A 23,366-nucleotide genomic window follows, 5' to 3' on the forward strand; every position below is an offset into this window, starting at 1 on the left:
TCAGCCCGGACTGGCGCCGCCGTTCGCTCGCACCGCCTCGACCACCGACAGCACCGCTTCGATCACCGCCTGCGGGTCGTCGAACTGGATGTCGTGCCCGGCCTTCGGCAGCAGGCGGTGCGTGCTTCGCGAGGACCACGCCGCCATCTCCTCGTGCATCTTTTCCCAGATGGCCTGCACCTGGACGCCCTGCCCCGGCGTGATCTGCATTCCCCGCAGCTCCGAGCCGGTGTACGGCGCCATCGCCGTGAGCACCGCCAGCGGGCGGCTGCCCAGGTCGCGGAATGCGCCGGCCTCGGCGAGCACGGCGTCGGTCGCGTCGCTCTCGGCCATCTGCGTGACCATCGACTTCGGCGCGAAGGCGCGAACCGCCCGCGCGTCGTGCTCGGTCTGGTTCGGCGCCTGCGGCAGCAGCGACGGGGCCGCCGCGCGCAGCAGTCCGGTCCACGCCAGCGACACGGCGATGCGGGAGCGCAGCGAGCGCGTTTCCGTCATGAAGGCCGCGACGCGCGCGACCTGGTCCGGATGGGAAGGATCGACGAGAACCAGCCCCGCGACCTCGGAGCCGAAGTACCTCGTGAAGGTCGTCGCATAGAGGCCGCCCAGCGACTGGCCGACCAGCACGAAAGGCCCCCGCTCGCCCGCGCGGACCAGTGCCTCGTGAAGGTCCTGCGCCACCTGCTTCGCGCTGCGGGGCGCATCGGCAGCATCGCTCCACATCAGCCCCGCGCGGCTGTACGAGCAGGCGCGCGTGCGCTGCGCGACAGCCGGCTGCACGGCCGCCCAGCTCAGCGAGCCGTCGATGCTCAGCCCGGCCTCGAACACCACGGTGGGCGAGCCGGAACCCCGGCAATCGAGCTGGATTCTTCGCCCGCCGCCGATGTCCACCATCTTCCCCGGCGCGGGGAAGTCCCGCGCCGCGCGGTAGCGGCCGAACTGCTCGTACGCCACTCCAGCGAGGACGGCCAGCGCGACGACGAGCACGCTCCAGAACACGATGCGCATCACCTTGGGTTTCAATGAAGGCTTCACTGCCCCGGATGGTGCCACCGACCACGACCTTTCATCACGACGCCTTGCGGCGGCCGTCTTTCACCGGCCCCGGAAGAAAGGCGTTTGTGCGCGCGATGTAGTCGCGATAGGCGGGCCGGCGCTCGCCGATGTCCGCCTCGAGCATTCGCACGCCCGAGACCTTCAGCAGCAGCACGGTCATGAGCACCGGCGACACGATGCTCCACGCGCCGCTCCATCCAGCGCCGCCCACGGCCACGAGCCAGATGCCCCACCAGACGCAGGCCTCGCCGAAGTAGTTCGGGTGCCGCGTGTAGCGCCACAGGCCGCGGTCCATCACCTGGCCCGCGCTCTTCGGGTCGGCCTTGAAGCGCGCCATCTGCGCGTCGCCGACGGCCTCGAAGAAGATGCCGAAGAGCGCCAGCACCGCACCCGCCACGTCGAGCGGGCCCAGCGGCCGCGCGGCGGCCATGCCGGCGAGGAAAGGCGCGGAGACGATCCACGCCAGCACCGCCTGCAGCGCGAACACGAGATACAGGCTCTTGAAGCCGTAGTTCGGCTGGTTGCGCGCGCGGATCGCCCGGTAGCGCCGGTCTTCGCCGTGGCCCCAGTTTCGCCATGTGACGTACAGGCACAGCCGCACCGACCACGCCGCGCCCAGCACCGCCATCCACAGCCCGCGCACCGTCTGCACCGGCAGGAGCGCGAAGTACACGAGGCCCGCGCCGACGATGAAGACCGACCACATGCGGTCGATCAGGCTCGCGTCATGCCGCGCGAGGCTCGCCAGCCAGGTGAGGAACGCCAGCGACGCCGTCAGCGCCAGCCCCGCCGATGCGATTCCCGCGACTCCTGTCAGCCCGCTCATCCGCGGCGCTCGAAGAGATAGTGGCTCACCCACCAGCGCTGCCCGCCGTCGAAGCCGAACAGCTCGGCCACCGACATGAAGAACAGCCGCCAGCGCGTCCACCAGACCCTGGCCTCGGCGCCGTAGGTGGCCTGGAACAGCGGGCGCAGCGCGTCGCGGCGCTCGTCCATGTTGCGCAGCCAGGCCTCTGCCGTGCGCTGGTAGTGGATGCCCTCCCAGCGCCAGCGGCGCAGCAGGCGCAGGTCGTCCTGGCAGTGCAGCGCCAGGTCGTCGCTGGGCATCATGCCGCCGGAGAAGAAATACCTGCTCATCCAGTCGCTCGGGTCGCGCACCTCGAAGGGGTACGGCGCCTCGCGGTGCGCGAACACATGCATGAAGAAGCGCCCGCCCGGCTTGAGCCAGCGCGCCACGTTGGCGAAGGCCCGGGGCCAGTTGCGCAGGTGCTCGAACATCTCGACCGACACGATCCGGTCGAAGCGCTCATCGGTGTCGAAGACGTTGATGTCCCGCGTCAGCACCCGCACGTTGCCCAGCCCCCGCCGCGCCGCCTGCGCCTCGATGTACTCGCGCTGCGAGTTCGAGTTCGACAGCGCCGTGATCCTCGTGCCCGGATAGCGCTCGGCCATCCACAGCGTGAGCGAGCCCCAGCCGCAACCCAGCTCCAGCACGTCCTGCCCGTTGGCCAGGCCGGCCCGCTCGCAGGTGGCTGCCAGCGCGGCGGACTCCGCCTCCTCCAGCGTGCGCGTGCCCTCGGGCCAGTAGCAGCTGCTGTACTTGCGGTGGTTTCCCAGCACCTCGGCGAAGAACGCGGCCGGAACCTCGTAGTGCTGCTCGTTGGCCTTCTCCGGCAGCGGCGCCAGGTTCGCCGCGCCCATGCGGGAGACGAAGGCCTGCGTCAGCTCGGCCACGGCCAGGGCGTTGCCGGCATGAAGCTCGGCGAGCCGGTCCTTCAGCAGGCGGCGGATGCCCTGGCGGACCACAGTGTCGGGCACCAGGCCCTTTTCTACCCAGCGGATGGCGAATGCGATGTCCTGCGGCATGTGCGGTTTCCTCGTTGGGGGCACGCCGGAGCGCGTGCCGTGGGTGCTTGTACGCGGCGGGATGGGTTTTGGATGAGGTTTCATCGCCATTGTGAGCGTCCGCACCTGATTCGGAGCTGCGCCACCGACGTCTACGAAGACTCGAAGGGCAACTCGAGACGATCCGCAAGCCAAGGCCGGGCCCACCGGCTACGACACTACACTGCGACGCCATGCGTGACCTCCTCTACTACTCGCTGATGCTCCTGCTCGGATTCGCCTGGTACAGGTTCGGGCAGAACCTGCTCCGAAAGGGGCGTCGTGACGAGAACGACGAACTCACCAAGGGGTTCGTCGGGCCCGTAGGCCTCCTGGTGACCGGTGGCGTGACGTGCTGCCTCCTCTTCGCGGTGCTGCGCGCGTTGGTCCGGGGCGAGGTGCCGTGCGTCGGCAAGGCGTGCTCGGGGCAGGTCTACACGCTGGCGGCACATACCGGCGAGTACTGGGCCAACATGTTCTACCTGGTGTGGCTGCTGCTCGCGCTCGGCTATGCGATGTACGTGACGCTCAAGATCTGGTTCCGCGCCTAGCGCCATCGAAGGAAAGCCGCATGAACATTCGACGTGACGGAGGTTGCCTGTGCGGATCGGTGCGCTTCGTCGCACTGGGCGAGCCCATGCGCACCCTGCAATGCCACTGCAGGTTCTGCCAGCGGATGACGGGTTCGACCTCATACGCTGAATCGATGTATCCGGTGGATGCGGTCCGGTTCTCGGGCGAGCCGATGGCGCAGTACTCGCACCGGTCGGAAAGCAGCTCGAAGCAGGTGCACGTCCACTTCTGCCCCAGGTGCGGCACCACGCTCTCCCTCACCTTCGAGCGCTGGCCCGAATACCGCGCGATCTCCCGCGGCACTTTCGACGACCCGGATTCCGTCTCGATCGGCTCGCACATCTGGACCAGCTCGGCGCAGACGGGCGTGGTGCTTCCCGCCGGCACGGACTGCTTCCAGTTTGCCCGCGCGGACCTGAGCGGCGAGCCGCAGGCCCCTGACCGGTTCGATGTGCCGCGGATGGCACGCACGAGCGACGGCTGACGCCTCCTCCGGCCTGCCTTCACCGGCAGGCGGCCACATCCATCAATGCGACGCCACCCATGCCTGCTCTCCCGGCAGCGGCGGCATGGCGAAGCTCGATTTCAGCCGCGCGATCTCGTCGCGCGGACCGAGTCCGAAGAAGCGCTTGAACTCGCGGCTGAACTGCGATGCGCTTTCGTAGCCGACTTCGATGCTCGCGGCAGACGCCGTCTTCCCGTTTCGCAGCATCAGCAGGCGCGCCTGGTGAAGCCGTACCGACTTGAGGTACTGCATCGGGGAACTCTGGGTGACGGCGCGGAAGTGAGCGTGGAACGCGGGGACGCTCATGCCAGCCACGCGGGCCAGGCTATCGACGCTGAGGCGATCGCCGTACGCGCCGTGGATGCGCCGCACGGCCTTGGCGATCTTGCCGAAATGTCCTCGGCCGGCGAGCGCCGCGCGCATCGATGCACCCTGCTCTCCGATGAGCACCCTGAAATAGATCTCGCGCACGATCGCCGGGCCGAGCAGCACGGCCTCCACGGGCGAGCTCATCGCCTCCAGGAACCGGAGGACTGTCCGTGCCAGCGACTCGTCCATCGGCGTGGAGAACATGCCGACGGGCTCGGTCGTCGAACTGCCGACGAGTTCGTCGACCTGCAGCGCAAGGCCGGCGAGCACGGCGAGATCGAGGCTGAAGTAGATCGCGAGCAGAGGCTCGTCGGCACTGGCATCGGTCTCCATGGTGAACGGCACCGGCACCGATACCGCGAGGTAGTGCTGTGCGTCGTAGAGGTAGACCTGATCCGCCCACAGGCCGCGCTTGCGGCCCTGGCAGACGATGACGATCCCGGGCTCGTAGAGCACGGGGGTCGACGCCAACGGCCGGTCGGAACGGAGGAAACGCACGTCCGGAAGCGCAGTCAGCGTGTAGCCCTCGCGAGGCGCCAGCTGCTTCAGGAGCGCCACCATCCGGGCCTGGCGGTCCTGAGGGTCCTGATGGTCCTTCCCGGCGTCGGGCTTGCGGCCGGGAGGCGATGCGCGCGATCTGCTCATCCGGCGTACTGTGCATCAAATCGGATGCGCGACGACTGCAGGCGCCCGGCGCTGATAGGAATAGGCAAACCAAACATTGCTTCAGGAATGGCTCGCGGCGCTCGCGATTCCGAGAATCGCTGCATGAAAAACACCAGAACATTCTTCATCACGGGCGTGAGCAGCGGCTTCGGTCGTGCCATCGCCAGCGCGGCGCTGCAAGCCGGTCATCGCGTCGTCGGAACCGTTCGTACGGAGCAGGCCGCCGCGGACTTCGAGGCGCAAGTCCAGCGAGATTCGCACGTGAAGCTGCTCGACGTGACGCAGTTCGACACCGTCGCCCCGCTGGCCGCCGCCGTCGAGGCGGAGTTCGGGCCGGTGGACGTGGTGATCAACAACGCGGGGTATGGCCATGAGGGCATCCTGGAGGAATCGCCGCTCGACGAGATGCGCCGCCAGTTCGACGTCAACGTCTTCGGCGCGGTGGCCGTCATCAAGGCCTTCCTGCCGTTCATGCGCCAGCGCCGGCGCGGCCACATCGTCAACATCACGTCGATGGGCGGCTACATCACGATGCCCGGCATCGGCTACTACTGCGGCAGCAAGTTCGCGCTCGAGGGGATTTCGGAGACGCTGGCGAAGGAGGTGAAGGGCTTCGGCATTGCAGTCACGGCTGTCGCCCCGGGCTCGTTCAGGACGGACTGGGCCGGCCGCTCGATGGTCCGCAGCGCGCGTTCCATCGGCGACTACGACAGCCTGTTCGACCCGATCCGGCAATCGCGCATGGACAAGAGCGGCAAGCAGCTGGGCGATCCGGACAAGGCCGCGGCGGCGATCCTCGCGCTGGTGGAGATGCCGCAACCGCCGGAGCACCTGCTGATCGGCAGCGATGCACTCTGGCTGGTGCGGGCGAAGCTCGACGCCATGCAGGCGAGCCTGGCGAACCATGAGGCACTGACGCGCTCCACCGACATTGCCTGATGCCGCGCCCCGCGCCGGCTCGTGGAAGGCTGCGTTCAGGAGTACGACTACCGGCGCTGCGTGCATCGTTGCGCGCCCGGCCAGGTCGTGGAGCATTGAACTAAAGTCCAATGCTCCAGAAAAACAAACCCGGACCGCTTCATGCCCACCGTTCTGCTGATCGACGATCACGCGATGTTCCGCGAGGGCCTGGCGCTCACGCTGCGTCAGGAAGACGCCAGCCTGGTGATCGAGACAGCCGGCTCCGGCGCGGAAGCGCTGGCGGTGCTTGCGAACATGCCATCGGCGCCGGAGCTCGTGATGACGGACTTCTACCTGCCGGACCTGGCGGGCGCCGCGCTGCTGGGCTCATTGCGGCGCTGCCGCGCCGGGCTGCGCATCCTCGTGCTGTCGGCCTCCGAAGATCCGCAGGACGTGGAAACCGCGATCGCGGAAGGCGCGCACGGCTTCGTGCACAAGTCGGCCGACAGCAGGCAGCTCATGGATGCGCTGCGCCGCGTGATGCAGGGGCAGCACGGCGTCGTTCTCGCGTCTCCGGGCGGTCCGGCGTCGATGCCGATCCTGTCGGACCGGGCGGATCCGCTGGCCCGCCTGTCCGCACGCCAGACCGAGGTGCTGCATCTTCTGTGCGAAGGACTGCGCAACGCCGACATCGCGGCCCGCCTGAGCACCACCGAGCGGACCGTGAAGGCGCACATCTCGGCCATCTTCGGGGCGCTCGAGGTCGACAGCCGCACGCAGGCCGTGATCGCGGCACGGCGCGCCGGCCTGATGGGCCGCCCCAGATAGGCGCCCCGCCGCACGCATCAACGCATGCCCCATCCTTCCGTTTCATCTTCCCCGACTTCGTCGCTCGAGAGCCAGCAGATCTTCGACGTGCAGCTCGGCGTGCTGCTGCGCAGCTTTCCGTTCGCACTGGCGGGCTCGGTCATTGCCGCCTGCGTGGTCTCGTACGCGATGCTCGCCGTGGTTCCCAGAACCCAGGTGATCGGCTGGCTCGCGATCACACTGCTCGTCGCCAGCTTCCGCCTCGGCGCCATGCTGCACTACCGCCGCGTGCGCGGCCGCCCCGGGGCCGGCAGCCGGTGGCTGCGGCAGATGGTGACCGGAAACATCGCCTCGGGCACGCTTTGGGGACTGCCGTTTGCCTACTGGACATTCTTCGTTCCGCTCGAGTACCAGCTCTTCTTCATCGTGGTCCTGTTCGGCCTCGGCACCGGGGCCATCTACTCGAACTACATGGTGCTGCCGGCCGTCTACGGATTCGTGATGCCGACCTTCGCGCCTCCGTTCATCGCACTGGCGGTTCAGCCCTCGGCCGTCAACCTGGCGCTGGTGACGGGCGGCATCGCGTACGTGGTGGCCACCATCGCCTTCATCCACCGGATGAACAGCACGCACCTGAATGCGCTGCGGCTGAGCTACGAGAACCTCGCGCTGCTGCAACAGGTGCGCCTCGAGAAGGAAGCGGCCGAACGCAGCGATCTGGAGAAGTCGCGCTTTCTCGCGGCGGCGAGCCACGACCTTCGGCAGCCGGTGCATGCGATGAGCCTCTTCCTCGGCCTGCTGGCGAACGAGAGGCTCTCGACGCACGGGCGCTATCTGGTCGAGAACATCACCAGGGCCAGCGCGGCGATGGGCCACCTGTTCGACGCCCTGCTCAACATCTCGCGGCTCGATGCGGGGGTGATACATCCGCGCCTGGAGAACATCCAGCTCGACCGGCTGCTGGACCAGATCCGCGCGGAGTACACGCCGCAGGCGCGGCAGAAGGGCCTGGCCCTGACGGTGCGCCGCAGCGCGGCGCTCGTTCACTCCGACCCCGTGCTGCTGGACCGCATCCTGCGCAACCTCGTCAGCAACGCCATCGCCCACACATCGAGCGGACGCGTGCTGGTGGGATGCCGCAGGCGCAACGGCGCCATCCGCGTCGAGGTCTGGGACACCGGCCCGGGGATTCCGCAGCGCGAGCACGAACGCATCTTCTGGGAGTTCCATCAGCTGCAGAACCCCGAGCGGGACCGCAGCAAGGGCCTGGGACTCGGCCTGTCCATCGTCCGCCGCACGGTGGCGCTGCTGGGGCATTCGCTCGCGCTTCGGTCGATCGAGGGAAAGGGCACGGCCTTCCTGCTGGAGGTCGAGGCGCATCGCGTGTCCGTCGCGCCCTCTCCCGCGGCGCCGGAAGAGACGCAGGCCGAAAGCCGACGACAGGCTCTCGCCATCGAGCCTGCCAAGGGGCAGCTGATACTGGTGATCGACGACGACGCGCAGAACCGCGAGGGCCTGCAGCTGCTGCTGGAAAGCTGGGGCCATCGCGTGGTGGCCGCGGCGGGCGGAGCCGAGATGGTCGAACGAATCTCCGACGTGCCCGGCAAACCGCGGCTCATCGTGAGCGACTACCGTCTGCGCGAACACGAGACGGGTATCCAGGCCATCGACCGCCTGCACGAGGAATACAACGACGAGGCCATCCCGGCGCTGCTGGTGAGCGGCGACACCGATCCGGCGCGGCTCATCGAAGCCGCGGCCCGCTCGATTCCGGTGCTGCACAAGCCCGTCGAGGTGGACACCTTGAAGAGCTGGGTCGAGAAGCGGCTTGCCGCGGGCGAAGCGCCTTGATGGCGAGGGGCATCCTGGCCGGCGCAGGCGGTCGGCATTGCTTGTCCGATCGCCTGCGCCCTGCCTGAAAGGGCTGCTCGAAGGGCTCTACCAGAGCACCTTCACGCCCACGCTGGCGTTGACGCCGCTGCTGTTGCGCGCATCGCCGCTCATGTCCCACAGCTGGCCCAGCTCGCCATACAGGCTGGTGCTGCGGCTCAATTGCCAGGAGGCGCCCACCGCCAGTTCGCCGCTGCTGCCGCCCGTGCGCGTGGCGATGTCCGCGAAGCCGGCCGGACCGGTGAAGCGCGCAACGTCGGTGCCACCGCCCGAGTGGTAGAGGTTCAGCCGCGCATAGGGCTGCAGCAGGCCCGCGCTGGTGTCGATCTCGCCCTTGACCCGCACGCCGGCACGCACGAGCCAGCCGTCGTGGCTGTCCTGGCGGATCAGCGCACCGACGATGCCGGTGTCGTCCAGGCTCACGCGCTGGTGCACCAGCTGCAGCTGCGGCTCGATGGTCCAGCCGGCAGCGATGCCGAATGGCTGGCCCACTTCGATCGACGCCAGCAGGCTGCTGCCCTTTCCGCTGCTCGCCAGTCCCAGCGTGGGCGATGCCGTGTACCGGTGGCGACCGCCCTGCAGCACGCCGTCGACATACAGGCCGCCGTCGTTCTTCCAGGTTCCATAAACGCCGAAGTACTGGTTCTTGAGGTCGTTGGTGCCCACGCCGAGGTTGAGCAGGCCGCTGGCGAAGCCGTTGACGCGCATGTCGCCGTCGAGCTGGCCGACGTAGACGCCGGCGCGCCAGTGGGCGTCGGCCCACAGGTCGGTGCCGGCCTGGAAGCCGGTGAGACGACCTTCGCTGGTGGGGCTCACGGTGCCGGTCTGGCTGGTGGTGCGATCGGTGCTGATGACGCGCCCCCACGCCTGGCGATAGCTCTGGCCGGCGATGGCGGGGCCTGCGTCGTTGGTGGCAGGACGGCCACTGTCGCCCATGCGGATGTGCAGGCTGCCCAGCATCGACAGGTTGGCCTGGCGGAACTGCTCGGGCAGCACTGCGTACAGCGGCACTTCGGCGCGATAGGCCGGCACGACCACGCCGCTTCCACCTGCGTTGACCGGCGGCACCGCCGCGACAGTCGAGCGCAGATACCAGTTTTCGCCCGCGCCGTTTGCATCGGCCGCGTACAACCGGTACTCGTAGGCGCCCGCATCGACGTGACCGCCCGACAGCGCGAAGGCATTCTTCGTCGTCTGCGCGGTGGTGGTTGCCCCGTTGATCGCGCTGATGACTTCGATGCCGTTGCCGGTCGTCAGCGCGCCGAGGCCGCCGAGGTTGGTGACCTGCACGTTGGTAGCGCCGCTGGCAATGGCGGTCGCGCCGCTGAGCACGAGCTTGTCGCTCGCGCTGCTGCTGTCGCCCAGCGCCGTGCCCAGGCGCAGCGTGCCGCCGTTGCCGACCCAGGGGCCGGTGACGGTGAGTGTGGTGCCTGGCGTCGTGCCGGCGAGGCTCACCGTGCCGCTGTTGTTCACGGATGCCAGGGTCTGGCTGCGACCCGCCAGGTCGAGCGTCGCGCCATTGCCGACGACGGTCGCACTCTTCGAGCTGAAGGTGTTCACTGCGCCGGCGCGCAAGGTGCCTTGCGTCACGGAGGTGGTGCCGCTGTAGCTGTTCGTGCCGGAGAGCGTGAGCACGCCGGCACCGGACTTGACGACGCCGCCCGTGCCCGTGATGGCGCCGGCGTAAGTGCTGTCACCGGCCTGGTCGACGGTGAGGGTCCGGGCGTTCAGCGCCACGGTGCCGCCTGTGCCGGAAAGGCTGGAGGCGGTGAGGTCCCAGGTGCCCAGGTCGAGCGTGCCGCCGTTGACCGTGTAGGCGGTGTTCTGCACGAAGGCACCCGCGCTGCCGGCCAGCAGCCGGCCGGCCTGCACGACGGTGCCGCCGGTGTAGGTGTTGGTTCCTGTCAGCGTCGTGGTGCCCGCGCCCAGCTGCTGGAGGACACCGCCGCCGCTGATGGCGCCGGCGAAGCCGAAGGCATTCGAATGGTTGATGGCCAGCGTGGCGTTGTTGACCACATTGCCGCCGATCGAGCCGGTGGTGCCGCCGTTGCCCAGTTGCAGCGTGCCTGCGGTGATGGTGGTGCCGCCGGTGTAGGTGTTGGCTCCCGTCAGCGCAGTCGTGCCGCTGCCGATCTGATTGACTGCGACAGTCCCTCCGACCGGGACCGCGAACTCATAGTTGCTCGCGTTGTGGTTGAAGTTGATCGTCGATTGGCCGGCACTGGAGGTAATGCCGCTTGCAGTCACGACACCGGGCGCGACAGGAGCGCTTCCCACTGGAGCACCGATGTTCAACGTCGCCACGCCAGTCGCCGAATTGGCCAGGAAGAGCGGGTTGGTCCCGTTGGTGCCTGACGTCAGCTTTGCCCCGTCTGCGACGGTGACCGTTGCAGTTCCTGCCCCGCCGAAACTCAGATTGTTGTTGACGCTGCCGAAAACGGTTTTGGCGCCAGTCACGGTAGCTGTGAAGACGTCGCCCGCCCTGAAACCGAGCTGCACCGTGTTGGCCCCGACGAAGCCGCCATCGGAGACCTCCAGTGTGCCGGCATGGTGGTAGTAGCCACTGGCGCCGGTGAACTGCAAGGCGGAGCCGGTGCCGCTCACCACGACGTCCGTGATGCCGCCGTTCGCGGCGCCGTTGCCCCCACCTAGGTTGGCATTGGTTCCGAGCGTGATCGTTCCGCCACCCGTCACATTGACCGTGGTATGACCTGTTCCCGAATTCAGGTTGTCCGCCGACACCGAGGCACCTGTCCCCACGTTGATGGTGGCCGAGCCCGCCCCGGTGGTCAGGTTGCCCGTGAACACCGCAGAGGCGCCCTTCAGGATGCTGATCGTGCTTTGACCTGCCCCTGTCGTCAGGGTAGTGCCAGACAGCGTGGTGCCGCTGCCCTGGGCGACCACGCTGCCGGTCGTGTTGGCGACGGTCCCCACTTGGACTGCAGCGGCTTGATAGGTCGCACCCGTCTGGAGGTCCAGCGTTGCCCCGGCAGCCGACCCGATGGTCGTGGCGAAAGTGCCGGTATTCACCGTCACTTTCGACGAGAGCTGGGGCAACGTCGTCGTGACCGTGATGGCCTTGGTGACGGTGATGGTGGAACTCAGGTCCGGGCTGGCATTGGCGTCGTTGATGGCCGTGATCAGTTCCGCCTCGCTGGCGGCGGTGAAGGTCGCAGCCTGTGCGACTCCGCCGGCGGCCAACGCGGCCAGTGCCAGGGCCGCGCTTGCGGTGGCGGTACGCCGCGAGCCGCTTGCCTTGCCGCCTCGCTTTGCAGGCACGTTCTCAGCCGCCGCCACATGGGCGCCCAGCGCCGAATTCCATACCGTTCTGTAACACAAATTCATCCGATGATCCTTGCTGTAAAACCAATTTCTCCCAATGAGAAGTGCTTGGCCTCTGCTTCTTTGTATTCATTTTCATATTACATATGAAACAAAATGCATCGCGCCGAGTCCGGCAGTTTCCTGCCGTCGCTGCGGGTCTTTCGGATCGAGGGTGGAGAAGCAGCAGCGAGGCTCGACGTGCTGCGTACAGGGGTTGAAACCGGGTCGGTTTGCGGCGCCTGCATCAGATCGATGCAGCTCGAGGCGACAGCTGCTTCCGCGAGGGCATTGCATCTGCCGGGAGTCGGTGCGCGTCGAATATCCGACTGGTCCTCGGCCACCATCGCAATACCCGGGCCTCATCGAGAATCCTCTTCGCCCGGTATCCTCGAAGACTCGTCGCAGTCGATCCGGAAGAGCTGCCCAGCGCAAGTTCAGGCCACGGACTCCTGCCACGACCAACCGTTCGCAGCACCTGTGCTGGACGGCCAAGAACAAGGCCCCTTCCCGGCCACTGCCGCGAGACACGACCCGAACATGCAATCGACCGGAACCCTGCGCGGCATCGCCGCGATGCTGTTGGCCTGTGCCTTCTTCGCCTGCATGGACGCGGTGCTCAAGAACCTGGCCGGGCACTACCCGCCGGTGCAGGTGATGGCACTGCGCGGCCTCACTGCCCTGCCCCTGGTGTGCCTGTACATCGTCTGGCGACGCGAGACGACCGGCGTCTTCAACCGTCGCCTGCGCTGGCCGCTGCACCTGCTGCGCACCGCGCTCAACATGACGATGCTCGTGCTCTTCGTCCATGGCCTGAAGACCCTGGGCATGGCCGAGGCCTATACGCTCACCTTCATCGCTCCGCTGCTGATGGTGCTGATCGCCGTGCCCATGCTGGGCGAATCGATCCAGCCGCGGCACTGGGTCGCCATCGGGCTGGGCTTCGCCGGTGTCGTGATCGCACTGCGGCCCGAACAGGGAGCCTTTCTCTCGACGGGCGCGCTGGCGATCCTGGTGGCTGCGGCCTGCTATGCGCTGTCGAACATGCTGGGCCGGCTCATCAGCCGCACCGAGCCGAGCTCCTCGCTGGTCTTCTGGACCACGTTCGGCATGGCCGTGGGCGGCAGCCTGGCATCGGCGCCGCAATGGGTGCCCATCCAGTCACAGCACATGTGGCTGCTTGCGGGCCTGGCCATCAGCGGCTTCCTGGGCCAGGTGGCCATCGCCGAGGCCTTCCGCCATGGCCAGGCCGCCGCCATCGCTCCCTTCGAATACAGCGCCCTCGCCTGGGCGCTGCTGTTCGACTGGGTGTTCTGGCAGGCCGCGCCCGATGCATGGACGCTGGGCGGCGGGGCGTTGATCGTGGCGAGCGGACTCTGGCTGGCGCGGAGCGAGGCGCCGAGGTCTGCACGCGAGAAGCGGCAGGCTGCCTGAACCGCGGCGCACCGCGGGCCACAATCGTCCTCGATCAACCACGGTCTCCCGCTCCCCGCATCTGCTCCGCAGCCATGGCCCACCTACCCGCATCCGCCACCGACGACGACCTCATCGCATTCGCCGACGAATGGGCAAGGCTGATGGAGGCCGAAGACTACGTCGCCGCCTATGAGTTCACCGCGCACGAGCCGTCCATGCAATGGACGCCGGCGCTCATCGGGCAGGTCGTCAAGTCGTACGGCGAATGCAACGCCGGCCAGAAGGTCACGCTGAACGGAAAACCCACCTACATCTCCCAGCGCAAGGAAGTCACGCGCTGGCAGGAGAACGGCCGTGGATGCATCGGCGAGATCTGGTACGACCTGAACATCGACGGGTATGCCTCCGACCTCACCGCGACCTTCGACGTTGAAGAAGGCCCTGACGGACTGACGGTGCGGCTGAACGACATACACGTGATGTAGCTCCTGTCGTCGCGGCATCCGGCCAAGGCGGGCCCTTCCGAACAAGCACCTGGCAAATGACATCCGAAGAAGTATTTCAAGCAACAGAAGAATGGAGCGGCTGCGCCATCTCGTCTCCCTTGCGGGCGATGCTGCTCGGAATCAACGGCACCTCCATCGGCGAGCTCGCGTACTTCTATGCGTTCGCCGATCTTCTCGAGCGCAACGAGACCTACGAGACCCGCGAGTACTGCCCCGGCTGGCTGACGATCGGCGACGACGGCGGAGGCAGCGCCATCGTCGTGGCTCCGGACAAGTGGCCGACGCCCGTGTACCTGGTGGGCCACGGCAGCATGTCCCGTTCAGACTTTGTCGAAGTGGCCGACGACCTCGATGAGTGGGTGCGGTCGGGCTGCAAGCTCTAGACCGACAGGCATCAAGGATCTTCGGCTCGCTCGGTGCAAACCGAAGATTCCCCGGCCCCGATCAAGGCGCCAGCGTGAGCTTGTAGATCTGATTGCCGTTGGATGCGCCCACGTAGACGGTCCCGTCGCTGGCCACCGCCACGCCGATCGGGAAGTTGAACGCGAGTGCCGTGCCGTTGCTGTCCCGCAGCGTGGTGATCTCTCCCGCAGGCGTGACCACGCGCGCCACGCCGTCCCAGGCATGGGTCAGGAACACGTTGTCATGCGCATCCACCGTCACGCCGTAGGAGTAGCCGAGCTTGGCCGGCGTGGCGGTCGTTCCGTCGATCACGCCGCCGTTGGCGCAGTCGCCCAGCAGCGTGCTCACCGTGGCGCTGGCCACGTCGATCTTGCGCAGGCACAAGCTGTCGGTGTCCGTGTCATACAGCGTGCGGCCATCGCGGCTGATCGCCAGGCCCTGCGGGCGGGCAAACTGGGCGGCCGTGCCGACCCCGTCCAGGTTAGCCTGCGTGCCATCGCCCGCGAGCGTGCTCGTGGTGCCATCGGCCGCGACCTTGCGCACGCGCTTGTTTCCCAGGTCTGCCACGAAGAGATTGCCTGCGCCGTCGAGCGCGATGCTGGCGGGGTTGCTGAACATCGGAACGGCCGGGCTGTCGGCGTACCCGCTGGTGCCGTCGCCGACCCAGGTGCTGTAGGTCGTGGCGTTGGCAGCGATCTTGTTGATGCGATGCTGGTCGCTCACATACAGAGTGCCGTCGGTTGCCAGTGCCAGGCCATACGGCGTGTTCATGGTCGTCCCCGGCGTGACTTCCGCGCCATTGCCGCTGGCCGTGTCGATCCTGTAGACAGAGCCGTTGCCGCCCATGGCCACGTAGAGGTTGGCACCGCTGGCATCGAGCACGAGCTGATAGGGATGGTTGTATGTCACCCCCGTGGTCGCCAGCACGTTGGCGACCCAGGGCTTGACTGTCAGCGTGGCGGCACGGCTGGTCACGTTGCCATCGGCGCCAGTAACGCGCACGCGCAGTTGCTGGCCGCTGTCGGCCAGTTGATTGGCGCCAGTGGTGAAGCTGTCGCCCGTGGCACCGGAGACATCGGTCCAGCTGGCACCGCCATCGCCGCTGCGCTGCCACTGGTAGGTCGTGGCATGCGCGGCCTGTACCTTCAACGTGGCGGCCACACCCTGGCCAATAGTGATATCCGATGGCTGCGTCGTGATGGAGGGCGTGGTGTCTTCCGGCGCGGGCGCGGGTGCCGGCGTTCCCTGCGAAGCAGGCGCTGGCGCAGGAGCGACAGCGAAGCCGGGGAAGCCCCCGCCTCCACCCCCACCGCCACCACAGGCCGCCAGCAGGAGATTCGTCATGAGCAGCGCGGCTGGTGTACGCCATGCACGGGAAACGGTACGAGTGGTATTCATGATGGGCCTTCCTTGTTTCAAGTGGAGTGAACGAGAAGGCTCCACGGTAGGGTCGGCTACACCAGCAATCCAGTGTCGAAGGTCATCGCAACGCGCAGAAAAAAAGATGCTCAGGCGCGCATGCGGGCGTGCGTCGCATCGTGTGTCGTCAGCGATGCAAGAGCCTGCAGGAGCCTGTCGGCGGCCACCGGCTTGAGCAGCACCTGCAAGCCGGAGTCGAGCATCTGCTGTTGTCGCTGCGGCGCGGTTTCCCCGGTGATCAGCAGCACCTGCAGGCCGGGGCCATGGCGTGAGCGCAGCCGCTGCGCCGCGGCCAGTCCGTCGGCACCGTCGGCCAGCCGCACGTCGCACAGCAGCACGTCGACAGGAGAACTTCCATGCCCGGCGCGCGCCAGCACGGCCTCGGCTTCCGCCTCTCCGGCCACCGCGTCGATGGTCACGCCGTGGGCCTGCAACAGCCCGGTGACTGCCTGCCGGATCGCGGCCTCATCGTCGATGAGCAGCACGCGCCGCGGCAGCGGCAAGGCGGCACCCGGGCATGCGGAGAGCGGCACGACACCCGAAGCCATAACCGCCGGAAGCACCAGGCGAAAGCGGCTGCCGCGATGCAGGCGGGAGCGCACCTGCAGCGGATGCGCCAGCAGGCGCGAGAGTCGTTGCACGATGGACAGGCCGATGCCCAGCCCCTTCGCCCGATCGCGCCCCGGATTACCGATCTGGTAGAACTCGTCGAAGATGCGGCCGAGGTGCTCGTCCGCGATGCCGATGCCGGTGTCGCACACGTCGATCCACACCAGCGACCCGCGTGCACGGGCGGCCACCACCACGCCGCCGCGCGACGTGTACTTCAGCGCGTTGTCCACGAGGTTGGACAACAGCCGCTGCAGCAGCTGCGGATCGCTCAGTACCCAGCAAGGCGTGGCACGCAGCCGCAGTTGAAGATCGCGGTCGGCCGCCTGCGCCACGAACACATTGTTGAGCGCGAGGAACAGCGGATTGAGCTCCACGGGTCGAATCTGCGGCGCCACCTCGCCGGCATCCAGTCGAGAGATGTCCAGCAGGATGTCGAGCGAATCACCGAGTGTTCCGACCGCATCCATCAGCCGCACCGCGTGGTCCCATTCCTGGGTGCCCTTGAGCTTCTTCTCGATGACGGCGCCGAACAGGGCGATGGCGTGAAGGGGCTGGCGCAGATCGTGGCTCGCTGCCGCAAGGAAGCGCGTCTTCTCCTCGCTGGCACGCTGGGTAGCGGCAATCTGATGGCTCAGCTGCTCGGCCAGCGCCTCCTTCTCGAAACGCATGGTCAGCGCAGCAGTCAACAGCCGATGATGCTGCAGCGCGAACATGATCATCACGCACATGTACAGCAGGCAGCCGGTGGCCAGGAACAGATGCGTGTTGTCGCCGCGCCAGGCCAGCGCCAGGGTCAGGCTCGCCATGCTGGGCACGATGAAGCGCGGAATGTTGCGCTTGAGAACCGCCAGCGACAGCGCACCGCCTGCGCAGCCGCCCATCATCATCACGATGACCATCACCCAGAGTCCCAGGTTGCGCCCCGGCGGAACGCAAAGCCAGGGCGCCAGGCCCCAGACGCAGGAGCGCAGCAGCACGTTGCGCGCATTGAAGCGCGCCCAGTACTCGGGATGGGCCGCCGCATCGGGACTGCGCTGGTAGCGCCGGTAGGCGCGACGCAGTGTCAGCGTCAGGTGCAGCGCCATCCACAGCAGGACCTGCCAGCGCCACGTCGCCACGAACAGGCCGATGCCCAGCGACTGCGCCGTGAGGAAGTCCGCGAGATAGGCAGCCGGAGCATTGGCATGGACCGCGGCCACCTGCTCGCGCAGCACGCGCTCGGCCAGCTCGGGCGGATGCGGGTCATTCATCGCAGGCATGCCGGCATCGCCACGTTCAAGGCCGCATGTCGCGCAGAGATCACTTCAGGCTGCTGATGAGCTGGGCTCGCGAGCGCATGCCGAACAGCAACAACAGGGTGGACACATGGTTCTTGACCGTGCCCTCGGTCAGGTGCGAGAGCTGCGCGATCTCCTTGTTCGACTTGCCGGACAGCAGCCAGTCGAGGATCTCGACCTGGCGCGCATTGAGCTGCGGCTGCTGCTCGTCGGCCGCCGTCGCCGTCGCCGGCATGGCGCTAACGGCGACCGGGGACGGCAGCGGGGGCGGCGATGCCGGCAGAGCGACCAGATCGTTGTCCCTCACGTAGCGCAACACCTCGCCCAGGTGGCCCGTCTTGGGCAGGAAGGCTTGCGCGCCGAGCGCCATCACCCCTTGCGTCAGCGCATGGCTGTCCTTGCCCGAGAGCACGACCACGCGCGATGAGGGAAAGGCGCGCTTGAAGCGCACCAGGGTATCCAGTCCCTGGGAATCGGGCAGGTCGAGATCGAGCAGCACCAGGAGATGCGAGGTGAGGTGGAACTCGTACAGGCGCAATGCATCGGCCAGGGAGCGTGCCTCGTGCACCGGCACGCTGCCGGTCTCCGCCAGCAGCAGCGCCCGGAGGCCCAGGCGCACCAGCTCGTGGTCGTCGACCACCAGGATGCCCCGCGCCGGTATGGAAACGCCGGCCTCGCTGCGCAACGGAGCGAGATGCGGCGGCAACGATGTGGCAGTGGCCATGGTGCGGGCATCTTAGGGCGGGCGTTCACGAACCCGAAATGACCAAAGTCATGAGATCCGCACTCCTGTTGCGTGCAGCCACTGCCATGACGACACACAAACGCTGCTCGACCTGATGAACGATCGAGTCGACCTCGCGTTGCTCACTACCGGTTCGATGCCCACTTCCACGAGGGAAAGAAGGGGTAGAAGCATCTTTCTGTCTGGCAACAGATTTCTGTCTACGATGCCGGACGCGCCCTCCCTCTCGAATTCATTTGCCGCCCAAATGGGAAGGCATACGCAAGAAGGCATATGCCTTCAGAAAGCCCCTCGCGAGGCGTGCAAGGCAACCGGCACGCGAACCGGCATGGCCGTTGAATAAAGGACCCAAGGACATGACAGTCAAGCGAATGGACAACGTCCTGATCGTCGTCGACGATCTCGAAGCAGTGAAGGCGTTCTTCATCGAACTGGGCCTCACGCTCGAGGGCCAGACCACGGTCGAAGGGGCCGCTATCGGAAGCCTCATAGGGCTGGGAGACGTCCGGGCCACTCTCGCAATGCTGCGCACTCCCGATGGGCAAGGAATCGAGCTGGACAAGTTCCACACGCCGGATGCAATCAGGTTCGGGCCCGTGGATGCGCCAGTGAATGCACTGGGCCTTCGCCGCGTCATGTTCGCCGTCGATGACATCGACTCTCTCGTTGTGCGAATGCAGGCGCACGGCGCAGAACTCATCGGGCGGATGCAGTACGGGGAGTCGTACCGGCTCGCCTACGTTCGCGGGCCCGAGGGCATCATCGTCGGGCTTGCCGAGCAGCTCGGCTAAGGGCGGGTGGCTCGCTCGCGTGCACGGCGGCCCGCGGCCACGAAACGAAAAAAGCCCCTGCCGCCCGACAAGCGGACGACAGGGGCAAGGGCTGTATCAGCCTTTCAGCCGAGCACCTCGGTCACGATGCCCGCGCCGACGGTCTTGCCGCCTTCGCGCATCGCGAACCGCATGCCGTTCTCGATGGCCACGGGCTTGTTCAGCTCGAAGCTGATCTGCGCCTGTGCGCCCGGCTCGACCATGCCGGTCTCGGTGTCGACGCTGATGACACCCGTCACGTCGGTCGTGCCGAAGAAGAACTGCGGCTGGTAGCCGGAGCCGAACGGCGTGTGGCGACCACCTTCGTCCTTGCCCAGGACGAAGATCTGCGCACGCCCCGTCCGATACGGCTTCAGCGCACCGGGCTTCACCACGACCTGGCCTCGCACGACATCGTCGCGCTTGACACCGCGCAGCAGCAGCCCGACGTTCATGCCGGCCCGAGCCTCGGCGACATCCTTGTGGAAGGACTGCACGCCGGTCACGACCACCTGGCTTTCGCCCTCCGAGCTGAGGCCGACGATCTCCAGGCTGTCACCGACCCGGATCACTCCGCGCTCGACACGGCCGCTGACCACGGTGCCGCGGCCTGTGATGGTGTGCACGCCTTCGACGGGCATCATGAACGGCGCACCGTAGTCGCGCACCGGATCGGGAATGCACGAGTCCAACGCACCCACGAGCTCGACGATGCATTGCACGTCAGAACCTTCGAGCTCGCCGCGTTCCGCGGCGGCCAAGGCCTTCAGCGCGCTGCCGAAGACGAAGCGGGCATCGCGGTATCCGTGTGCAGCGAGCAGTGCGCCGATCTCCATTTCGATCAGCTGCTCGATGTCCGCGCGATCGCTTTCCGCGACGAGGTCCATCTTGTTCACGAACACCACCATGTGGCCGACGTTCACCTGGCGCGCGAGCAGCACATGCTCGATGGTCTGCCGCGCGGCACCTTCGGTGCCGTCGACCAGCAGGATCGCGCCGTCCATCTGCGAGGCGCCGGTGATCATGTTCTTGATGTAGTCGGCGTGTCCCGGGCAGTCGATGTGCGCGTAGTGTCGGCTGTCCGACTCGTACTCGACGTGCGAGGTGTTGATCGTGATGCCGCGCTCGCGCTCTTCCTTCGCGTTGTCGATCTGTCCATAGGACAGAGCGCGGCCGCCGGTGCGTGCGGCCTGCACGAAGGTAAGAGCAGCCGTCAGCGTCGTCTTGCCGTGGTCGACGTGACCGATGGTTCCGACGTTCACATGAACCTTGTTCATCATGTTTTTCTCCAGTTTGAGATTTGAAAAGCCATCCGATTCGCTGGCCAGGCGAAACATCCGGCGGGTTGTCGGCGCGCGCGCCAGACTCGGGGTGCCCGCCATGCGGACAAGAGAAGAAAGCCTGTCGGGTGGTCCACCCGGCAGGCTTTTTTCTTTTGCCTGAAGGATGGACCTCCAGGCGCACGAGGGCCAGGAGGCTCTACACGAACCACTCCGCGAAGTCGAAGGACAGCGCTGCGCTTGCAGCGCGTGCGGCGAAAGGCAGTTCTCGTTCGGTGCTCATGTCCATATCTCCAGCGAAGCAGGTGGAAAACAAAAAACCCGGTGGCTTGAGGCCTACCGGGTCTTGTGAAACTCAGGAGGCCGAGCCTCCGGGTGCAAAGGCTCTATCTACGAAAGCGATTCGGCGCCAAGAGCGCGCAGCGAAGCCGCCGCAAAGGTGCGGGTCATCGATGCGTCTTGCGCGGTCAGGAATTGCTTCATGGGTCTCTGCTGCGGCGACTGTTGGCCGCAGTGCGATGATTGATCTACAGGGGCGCGAAGGCTAACACCGCCATCGCGATCCGGCAACAGGAGCGTTGCACGCGCGCAGCAAGGGGATTTCTTCGCCGTCTCTTCGGAGCCGCTCTTTCCATGGGCTATGCTGCGCGGCGTTTTTACTTGGAGTGAATCGATGGAAGATGTGAAGATCCTTCAGATCATGCCCGCCGAAGGGTGGGTCGCTGTCTACGACGGCGGCGACGAAGGAGAACTGGAAGAGCCGCTGGCCTGCTTTGCACTGGTGCAGGTCGACTACAAGAATGGCGACGGCATCCAGACCGAAGTGCGCGGGATGGCACCCGACGAAAAGGTCATGGGATTCGTGGAAGACGCCACCAACTTCGTGACGGTCCGTCGTGCGGAAGAAGCCGACTCGGAAGACGAAGAGGACGGTGAAACCGTCGAATAGGTTTTTCCTGGCAGCGCCGGGACCCCAAAGACAGACATCAACGGACCCCTGGGGTCCGTTTTTTCATCCAGGGCAGGCAACTGCAGGAACTGGCCGCGTCCCAGTGAAGGGTAAGCGAGCCAGATAAGATAAAGGACTGACTTTTTGCCACGCCGCACCGGACCGCGTGCCGCTGGCTCTCGATCGATCTTTCCAACCCCTGTCGCCCCGCAAATTCGCCGATGAGAAAGGCCCTGTTCCATCCTTCAATCTGGGTAGGCATCAACATGAGCCTTGCCGCGACGCTCGCCAATGCAACGGCGGGAGTGCAAGTTGAAAAGATATCGCGGGACATGCCCGCGGGCGTTGCGCTTCCGGGGCCGGAGGAAGTTCTCCCCGCAAGCGCCGCATCCAGCGCACCCGCCACAGGAGCCGCCTGGCTCACCGATCGAAGAATCAACGCCGTCCGCGCTCAATGGCCCATCGAGGACGACTCCTTGCGCCTCGTGATCATGCATTGGGGTTCCGCCGTGGGCATCGAGGTGCGCTGGGACAGCACTCGCGACTACACGATCACGCCCGAGGCGCGCGCCGGCAAGTTCAGCGGGTCCTTCAAGGATGCGTTGTTCCAGCTCGCGCAGAAGTATCAGATGCTGGATGCACCGCTGCTGCTCGAGTTCTCGGAGGACGGCACCGTGCTCCACGTGCGTGACCAGGAGAGTACCCGGTAGGTCCGTCGCCCCCGATCAATCAGGTCCGCGGATCGAATGAAGACCGCCGTCGCGCCTAGATCTCGCTGAGCACCCCGAAGTCGCTGTCGCCCTGCTGCACGGCATTCACCAGCTGCACCCGGTTGCGCGCGGCGAAGCGGCGGCGCAACTGGCGCATGTGGTAGTCCACGGTGTGCGACGACAGGTCCAGCCGGTTGGCGATTTCCTTGTCGCTGCGCCCCTGCAGCAGATGCTGCAGGATGTCCTGCTGCGTGGCCGAGATCTCGATGCGGCCCGCGCCCGGCGCACCGACGATGCGCGTATGGCGCGACACGTACTCGTGCACGCCCAGTCCCAGTATCAGCCCCTGCCCGATCACGCTGTCGCTGATCCAGTCGCTTCCTGGCCTGCGCGACAGCAGGCTGATCACCGTGTGCTGGTTCACGTGCGTGGGAGATGCCAGGCGAAACAGCAGCCCGCTGCGGATGCCGCTGGCATACAGGTCGTCGAGAAAGCGCTGCCGCTCTTCGCTCAGCTCGTCCGACGTCTCCGCCGCCAGGGCCTCGAGCTGGGCCACGTCCCACGCCAGCGGAAGGCTCGACGCGGGCACGCCCTGCTGCCTGAGATCGACGCCGCAATGGTTGTGCGCGAAGTAGCGCTTCGTCCATTCGGGGTTCGCGTAGGCGGTGAAGAAGCTCAGCGGCCACCAGTGGCCCCGCATGTACGCCACCGTGCCGTAGCCCAGCCAGTCGAAATCGAGCGCGTGGAGCATGCTGCGCACCAATGCCGTGCGGGCTTCGTTGCTGGGCGCATCCAGCAGGTCGCCGACTATGGCCGGCACGCCGCCGGCATGGGGCGGCGCGCTTCGCGGCAGGTACAGATGTTCTTCGTCATAGAACTGCGGAACCGGATTGGCGGGCTGCTGCTCCGCTTGCGACCGCGACACCGGATCGAAACCCTGCGCCTCGGACGCCGACGCAGGCGAGGCACGATGAAACAAGGTAGACAGAATCATGGAAGGCCTGATGGATGTACCGCCATGCCGGAGAGGGCGACGGACTTGGGCCAAAGTACCGCAAGGGCCTTGTCATCGCCTTGTAAATTTTTAGCTTCCAACGCATTTGCCGGCTCCAGGGTGGGTGGCGATCGGCAATGGCCCGCGGCACGCGCATCCAACTGAGTACCTTCGCCTGAACAATGCGCATCCTGCGAAGGTACGCGCCCGGCCGAGGCTTCACAGATGCCGGCGGCACTGGCATGCTGCACATCGCGCGAGGCAAACGCCCGACCTCCG

Annotated in this window: 21 protein-coding genes; 11 read left to right on the plus strand and 10 right to left on the minus strand. The window is 66.7% G+C overall.

Translation table 11 applies throughout. The features are described from left to right. The 3 genes from ABL840_RS28720 to ABL840_RS28730 are packed head-to-tail and all read right to left on the minus strand — an operon-like array spanning position 1 to position 2,919. Positions 1–1,020 carry an alpha/beta fold hydrolase gene (locus ABL840_RS28720; RefSeq protein ID WP_418116038.1) on the minus strand — a complete coding sequence of 340 codons (1,020 nt, stop codon included), beginning with the start codon at positions 1,018–1,020 and terminating at the stop codon, positions 1–3. 46 nt (positions 1,021–1,066) lie between these two features. Then, on the minus strand, positions 1,067–1,879 hold the full coding sequence (locus tag ABL840_RS28725) for a DUF1295 domain-containing protein (RefSeq protein WP_093305369.1): 813 nt from the start codon (positions 1,877–1,879) through the stop codon (positions 1,067–1,069). Next, positions 1,876–2,919 carry an SAM-dependent methyltransferase gene (locus ABL840_RS28730; protein WP_093200108.1) on the minus strand — a complete coding sequence of 348 codons (1,044 nt, stop codon included), beginning with the start codon at positions 2,917–2,919 and terminating at the stop codon, positions 1,876–1,878. The genes ABL840_RS28725 and ABL840_RS28730 overlap by 4 nt, the downstream gene beginning before the upstream one ends. Positions 2,920–3,131: 212 nt before the next feature. On the opposite strand from ABL840_RS28730, the gene ABL840_RS28735 reads away from it, so the two are divergent. Together ABL840_RS28735 and ABL840_RS28740 are read left to right on the plus strand one after the other, a co-directional pair. Continuing rightward, a complete protein-coding gene (locus ABL840_RS28735; RefSeq protein WP_093200107.1) occupies positions 3,132–3,488 on the plus strand; it encodes a hypothetical protein in 357 nt (118 codons plus the stop codon). Positions 3,489–3,508: 20 nt separating this feature from the next. Beyond that, complete coding sequence (locus ABL840_RS28740; RefSeq protein ID WP_093305370.1) at positions 3,509–3,994, plus strand: GFA family protein; 486 nt, start codon at positions 3,509–3,511, stop codon at positions 3,992–3,994. A gap of 42 nt (positions 3,995–4,036) precedes the next feature. On the opposite strand, the gene ABL840_RS28745 is transcribed toward ABL840_RS28740, so the two are convergent. Beyond that, the gene (locus ABL840_RS28745) at positions 4,037–5,029 is read right to left on the minus strand and encodes an AraC family transcriptional regulator (protein WP_093305371.1); all 993 of its coding nucleotides are present in this window, start codon (positions 5,027–5,029) and stop codon (positions 4,037–4,039) included. 123 nt (positions 5,030–5,152) lie between these two features. Here ABL840_RS28745 and ABL840_RS28750 point away from each other — a divergent pair, with 123 nt between their 5' ends. From ABL840_RS28750 to ABL840_RS28760, 3 genes are all read left to right on the plus strand, one after another. Beyond that, positions 5,153–5,989, plus strand: coding sequence for an oxidoreductase (locus ABL840_RS28750; protein ID WP_093305588.1), 837 nt, complete (start codon positions 5,153–5,155; stop codon positions 5,987–5,989). 141 nt (positions 5,990–6,130) lie between these two features. Next, positions 6,131–6,778 (plus strand): response regulator, encoded by a 648-nt coding sequence (locus tag ABL840_RS28755; protein ID WP_093305372.1) that lies wholly within the window; start codon positions 6,131–6,133, stop codon positions 6,776–6,778. Between the two features lie 24 nt (positions 6,779–6,802). Continuing rightward, positions 6,803–8,608 (plus strand): hybrid sensor histidine kinase/response regulator, encoded by a 1,806-nt coding sequence (locus ABL840_RS28760; RefSeq protein ID WP_093305373.1) that lies wholly within the window; start codon positions 6,803–6,805, stop codon positions 8,606–8,608. An 87-nt stretch (positions 8,609–8,695) separates the two neighbouring features. Here ABL840_RS28760 and ABL840_RS28765 read toward each other — a convergent pair whose 3' ends face one another. Further along, on the minus strand, positions 8,696–11,992 hold the full coding sequence (locus ABL840_RS28765; RefSeq protein WP_093305374.1) for an autotransporter outer membrane beta-barrel domain-containing protein: 3,297 nt from the start codon (positions 11,990–11,992) through the stop codon (positions 8,696–8,698). Positions 11,993–12,508: 516 nt separating this feature from the next. On the opposite strand from ABL840_RS28765, the gene ABL840_RS28770 reads away from it, so the two are divergent. The 3 genes from ABL840_RS28770 to ABL840_RS28780 all read left to right on the plus strand — a co-directional run bounded on the left by ABL840_RS28770 (position 12,509) and on the right by ABL840_RS28780 (position 14,273). Then, the gene (locus ABL840_RS28770; RefSeq protein ID WP_093305375.1) at positions 12,509–13,402 is read left to right on the plus strand and encodes a DMT family transporter; all 894 of its coding nucleotides are present in this window, start codon (positions 12,509–12,511) and stop codon (positions 13,400–13,402) included. A 74-nt stretch (positions 13,403–13,476) separates the two neighbouring features. Further along, on the plus strand, positions 13,477–13,869 hold the full coding sequence (locus tag ABL840_RS28775; protein WP_093305376.1) for a DUF7668 domain-containing protein: 393 nt from the start codon (positions 13,477–13,479) through the stop codon (positions 13,867–13,869). 56 nt (positions 13,870–13,925) lie between these two features. Then, a complete protein-coding gene (locus tag ABL840_RS28780) occupies positions 13,926–14,273 on the plus strand; it encodes an SMI1/KNR4 family protein (protein ID WP_143042975.1) in 348 nt (115 codons plus the stop codon). A gap of 61 nt (positions 14,274–14,334) precedes the next feature. Here ABL840_RS28780 and ABL840_RS28785 read toward each other — a convergent pair whose 3' ends face one another. The 3 genes from ABL840_RS28785 to ABL840_RS28795 all read right to left on the minus strand — a co-directional run bounded on the left by ABL840_RS28785 (position 14,335) and on the right by ABL840_RS28795 (position 18,324). Beyond that, positions 14,335–15,690 (minus strand): hypothetical protein, encoded by a 1,356-nt coding sequence (locus tag ABL840_RS28785; RefSeq protein WP_176947569.1) that lies wholly within the window; start codon positions 15,688–15,690, stop codon positions 14,335–14,337. 110 nt (positions 15,691–15,800) lie between these two features. Next, on the minus strand, positions 15,801–17,582 hold the full coding sequence (locus ABL840_RS28790) for a hybrid sensor histidine kinase/response regulator (RefSeq protein ID WP_093305379.1): 1,782 nt from the start codon (positions 17,580–17,582) through the stop codon (positions 15,801–15,803). A gap of 40 nt (positions 17,583–17,622) precedes the next feature. After that, positions 17,623–18,324, minus strand: coding sequence for a response regulator transcription factor (locus tag ABL840_RS28795; RefSeq protein WP_093305380.1), 702 nt, complete (start codon positions 18,322–18,324; stop codon positions 17,623–17,625). A 377-nt stretch (positions 18,325–18,701) separates the two neighbouring features. Between ABL840_RS28795 and ABL840_RS28800 the strand changes: the two genes are divergently transcribed. Beyond that, complete coding sequence (locus ABL840_RS28800; protein ID WP_093305381.1) at positions 18,702–19,136, plus strand: VOC family protein; 435 nt, start codon at positions 18,702–18,704, stop codon at positions 19,134–19,136. Positions 19,137–19,240: 104 nt separating this feature from the next. Here ABL840_RS28800 and tuf read toward each other — a convergent pair whose 3' ends face one another. Then, entirely contained in the window at positions 19,241–20,434 is a 1,194-nt protein-coding gene (gene tuf, locus ABL840_RS28805) for an elongation factor Tu (RefSeq protein ID WP_418116039.1), read from the minus strand. 673 nt (positions 20,435–21,107) lie between these two features. Here tuf and ABL840_RS28810 point away from each other — a divergent pair. Then, positions 21,108–21,383, plus strand: a complete 276-nt coding sequence (locus tag ABL840_RS28810) for a hypothetical protein (protein WP_093200061.1) — start codon at positions 21,108–21,110, stop codon at positions 21,381–21,383. 221 nt (positions 21,384–21,604) lie between these two features. Continuing rightward, positions 21,605–22,093: a TcpQ domain-containing protein gene (locus ABL840_RS28815; RefSeq protein ID WP_093305382.1), complete on the plus strand. Its 489-nt coding sequence runs from the start codon at positions 21,605–21,607 to the stop codon at positions 22,091–22,093. A 55-nt stretch (positions 22,094–22,148) separates the two neighbouring features. On the opposite strand, the gene ABL840_RS28820 is transcribed toward ABL840_RS28815, so the two are convergent. Continuing rightward, positions 22,149–23,018 carry a helix-turn-helix transcriptional regulator gene (locus ABL840_RS28820; RefSeq protein ID WP_418116040.1) on the minus strand — a complete coding sequence of 290 codons (870 nt, stop codon included), beginning with the start codon at positions 23,016–23,018 and terminating at the stop codon, positions 22,149–22,151. Positions 23,019–23,366: the final 348 nt, after the last annotated feature.

The sequence above is a fragment of the Variovorax sp. NFACC27 genome (genome assembly GCF_048301545.1).
Taxonomy (GTDB): domain Bacteria; phylum Pseudomonadota; class Gammaproteobacteria; order Burkholderiales; family Burkholderiaceae_C; genus Variovorax; species Variovorax gossypii.

Bases quoted from the DNA above. Each gene is read 5' to 3' on its own strand.
- ABL840_RS28815 (WP_093305382.1), top strand. From the start codon at position 21,605: ATGAGAAAGGCCCTGTTCCATCCTTCAATCTGGGTAGGCATCAACATG.
- ABL840_RS28735 (WP_093200107.1), top strand. From the start codon at position 3,132: ATGCGTGACCTCCTCTACTACTCGCTGATGCTCCTGCTCGGATTCGCC.
- ABL840_RS28795 (WP_093305380.1), bottom strand. From the start codon at position 18,324: ATGGCCACTGCCACATCGTTGCCGCCGCATCTCGCTCCGTTGCGCAGC.
- ABL840_RS28780 (WP_143042975.1), top strand. From the start codon at position 13,926: ATGACATCCGAAGAAGTATTTCAAGCAACAGAAGAATGGAGCGGCTGC.
- tuf (WP_418116039.1), bottom strand. From the start codon at position 20,434: ATGATGAACAAGGTTCATGTGAACGTCGGAACCATCGGTCACGTCGAC.
- ABL840_RS28750 (WP_093305588.1), top strand. From the start codon at position 5,153: ATGAAAAACACCAGAACATTCTTCATCACGGGCGTGAGCAGCGGCTTC.
- ABL840_RS28725 (WP_093305369.1), bottom strand. From the start codon at position 1,879: ATGAGCGGGCTGACAGGAGTCGCGGGAATCGCATCGGCGGGGCTGGCG.
- ABL840_RS28785 (WP_176947569.1), bottom strand. From the start codon at position 15,690: ATGAATACCACTCGTACCGTTTCCCGTGCATGGCGTACACCAGCCGCG.
- ABL840_RS28770 (WP_093305375.1), top strand. From the start codon at position 12,509: ATGCAATCGACCGGAACCCTGCGCGGCATCGCCGCGATGCTGTTGGCC.
- ABL840_RS28755 (WP_093305372.1), top strand. From the start codon at position 6,131: ATGCCCACCGTTCTGCTGATCGACGATCACGCGATGTTCCGCGAGGGC.
- ABL840_RS28790 (WP_093305379.1), bottom strand. From the start codon at position 17,582: ATGCCTGCGATGAATGACCCGCATCCGCCCGAGCTGGCCGAGCGCGTG.
- ABL840_RS28730 (WP_093200108.1), bottom strand. From the start codon at position 2,919: ATGCCGCAGGACATCGCATTCGCCATCCGCTGGGTAGAAAAGGGCCTG.
- ABL840_RS28745 (WP_093305371.1), bottom strand. From the start codon at position 5,029: ATGAGCAGATCGCGCGCATCGCCTCCCGGCCGCAAGCCCGACGCCGGG.
- ABL840_RS28810 (WP_093200061.1), top strand. From the start codon at position 21,108: ATGGAAGATGTGAAGATCCTTCAGATCATGCCCGCCGAAGGGTGGGTC.
- ABL840_RS28740 (WP_093305370.1), top strand. From the start codon at position 3,509: ATGAACATTCGACGTGACGGAGGTTGCCTGTGCGGATCGGTGCGCTTC.
- ABL840_RS28765 (WP_093305374.1), bottom strand. From the start codon at position 11,992: ATGAATTTGTGTTACAGAACGGTATGGAATTCGGCGCTGGGCGCCCAT.
- ABL840_RS28775 (WP_093305376.1), top strand. From the start codon at position 13,477: ATGGCCCACCTACCCGCATCCGCCACCGACGACGACCTCATCGCATTC.
- ABL840_RS28800 (WP_093305381.1), top strand. From the start codon at position 18,702: ATGACAGTCAAGCGAATGGACAACGTCCTGATCGTCGTCGACGATCTC.
- ABL840_RS28760 (WP_093305373.1), top strand. From the start codon at position 6,803: ATGCCCCATCCTTCCGTTTCATCTTCCCCGACTTCGTCGCTCGAGAGC.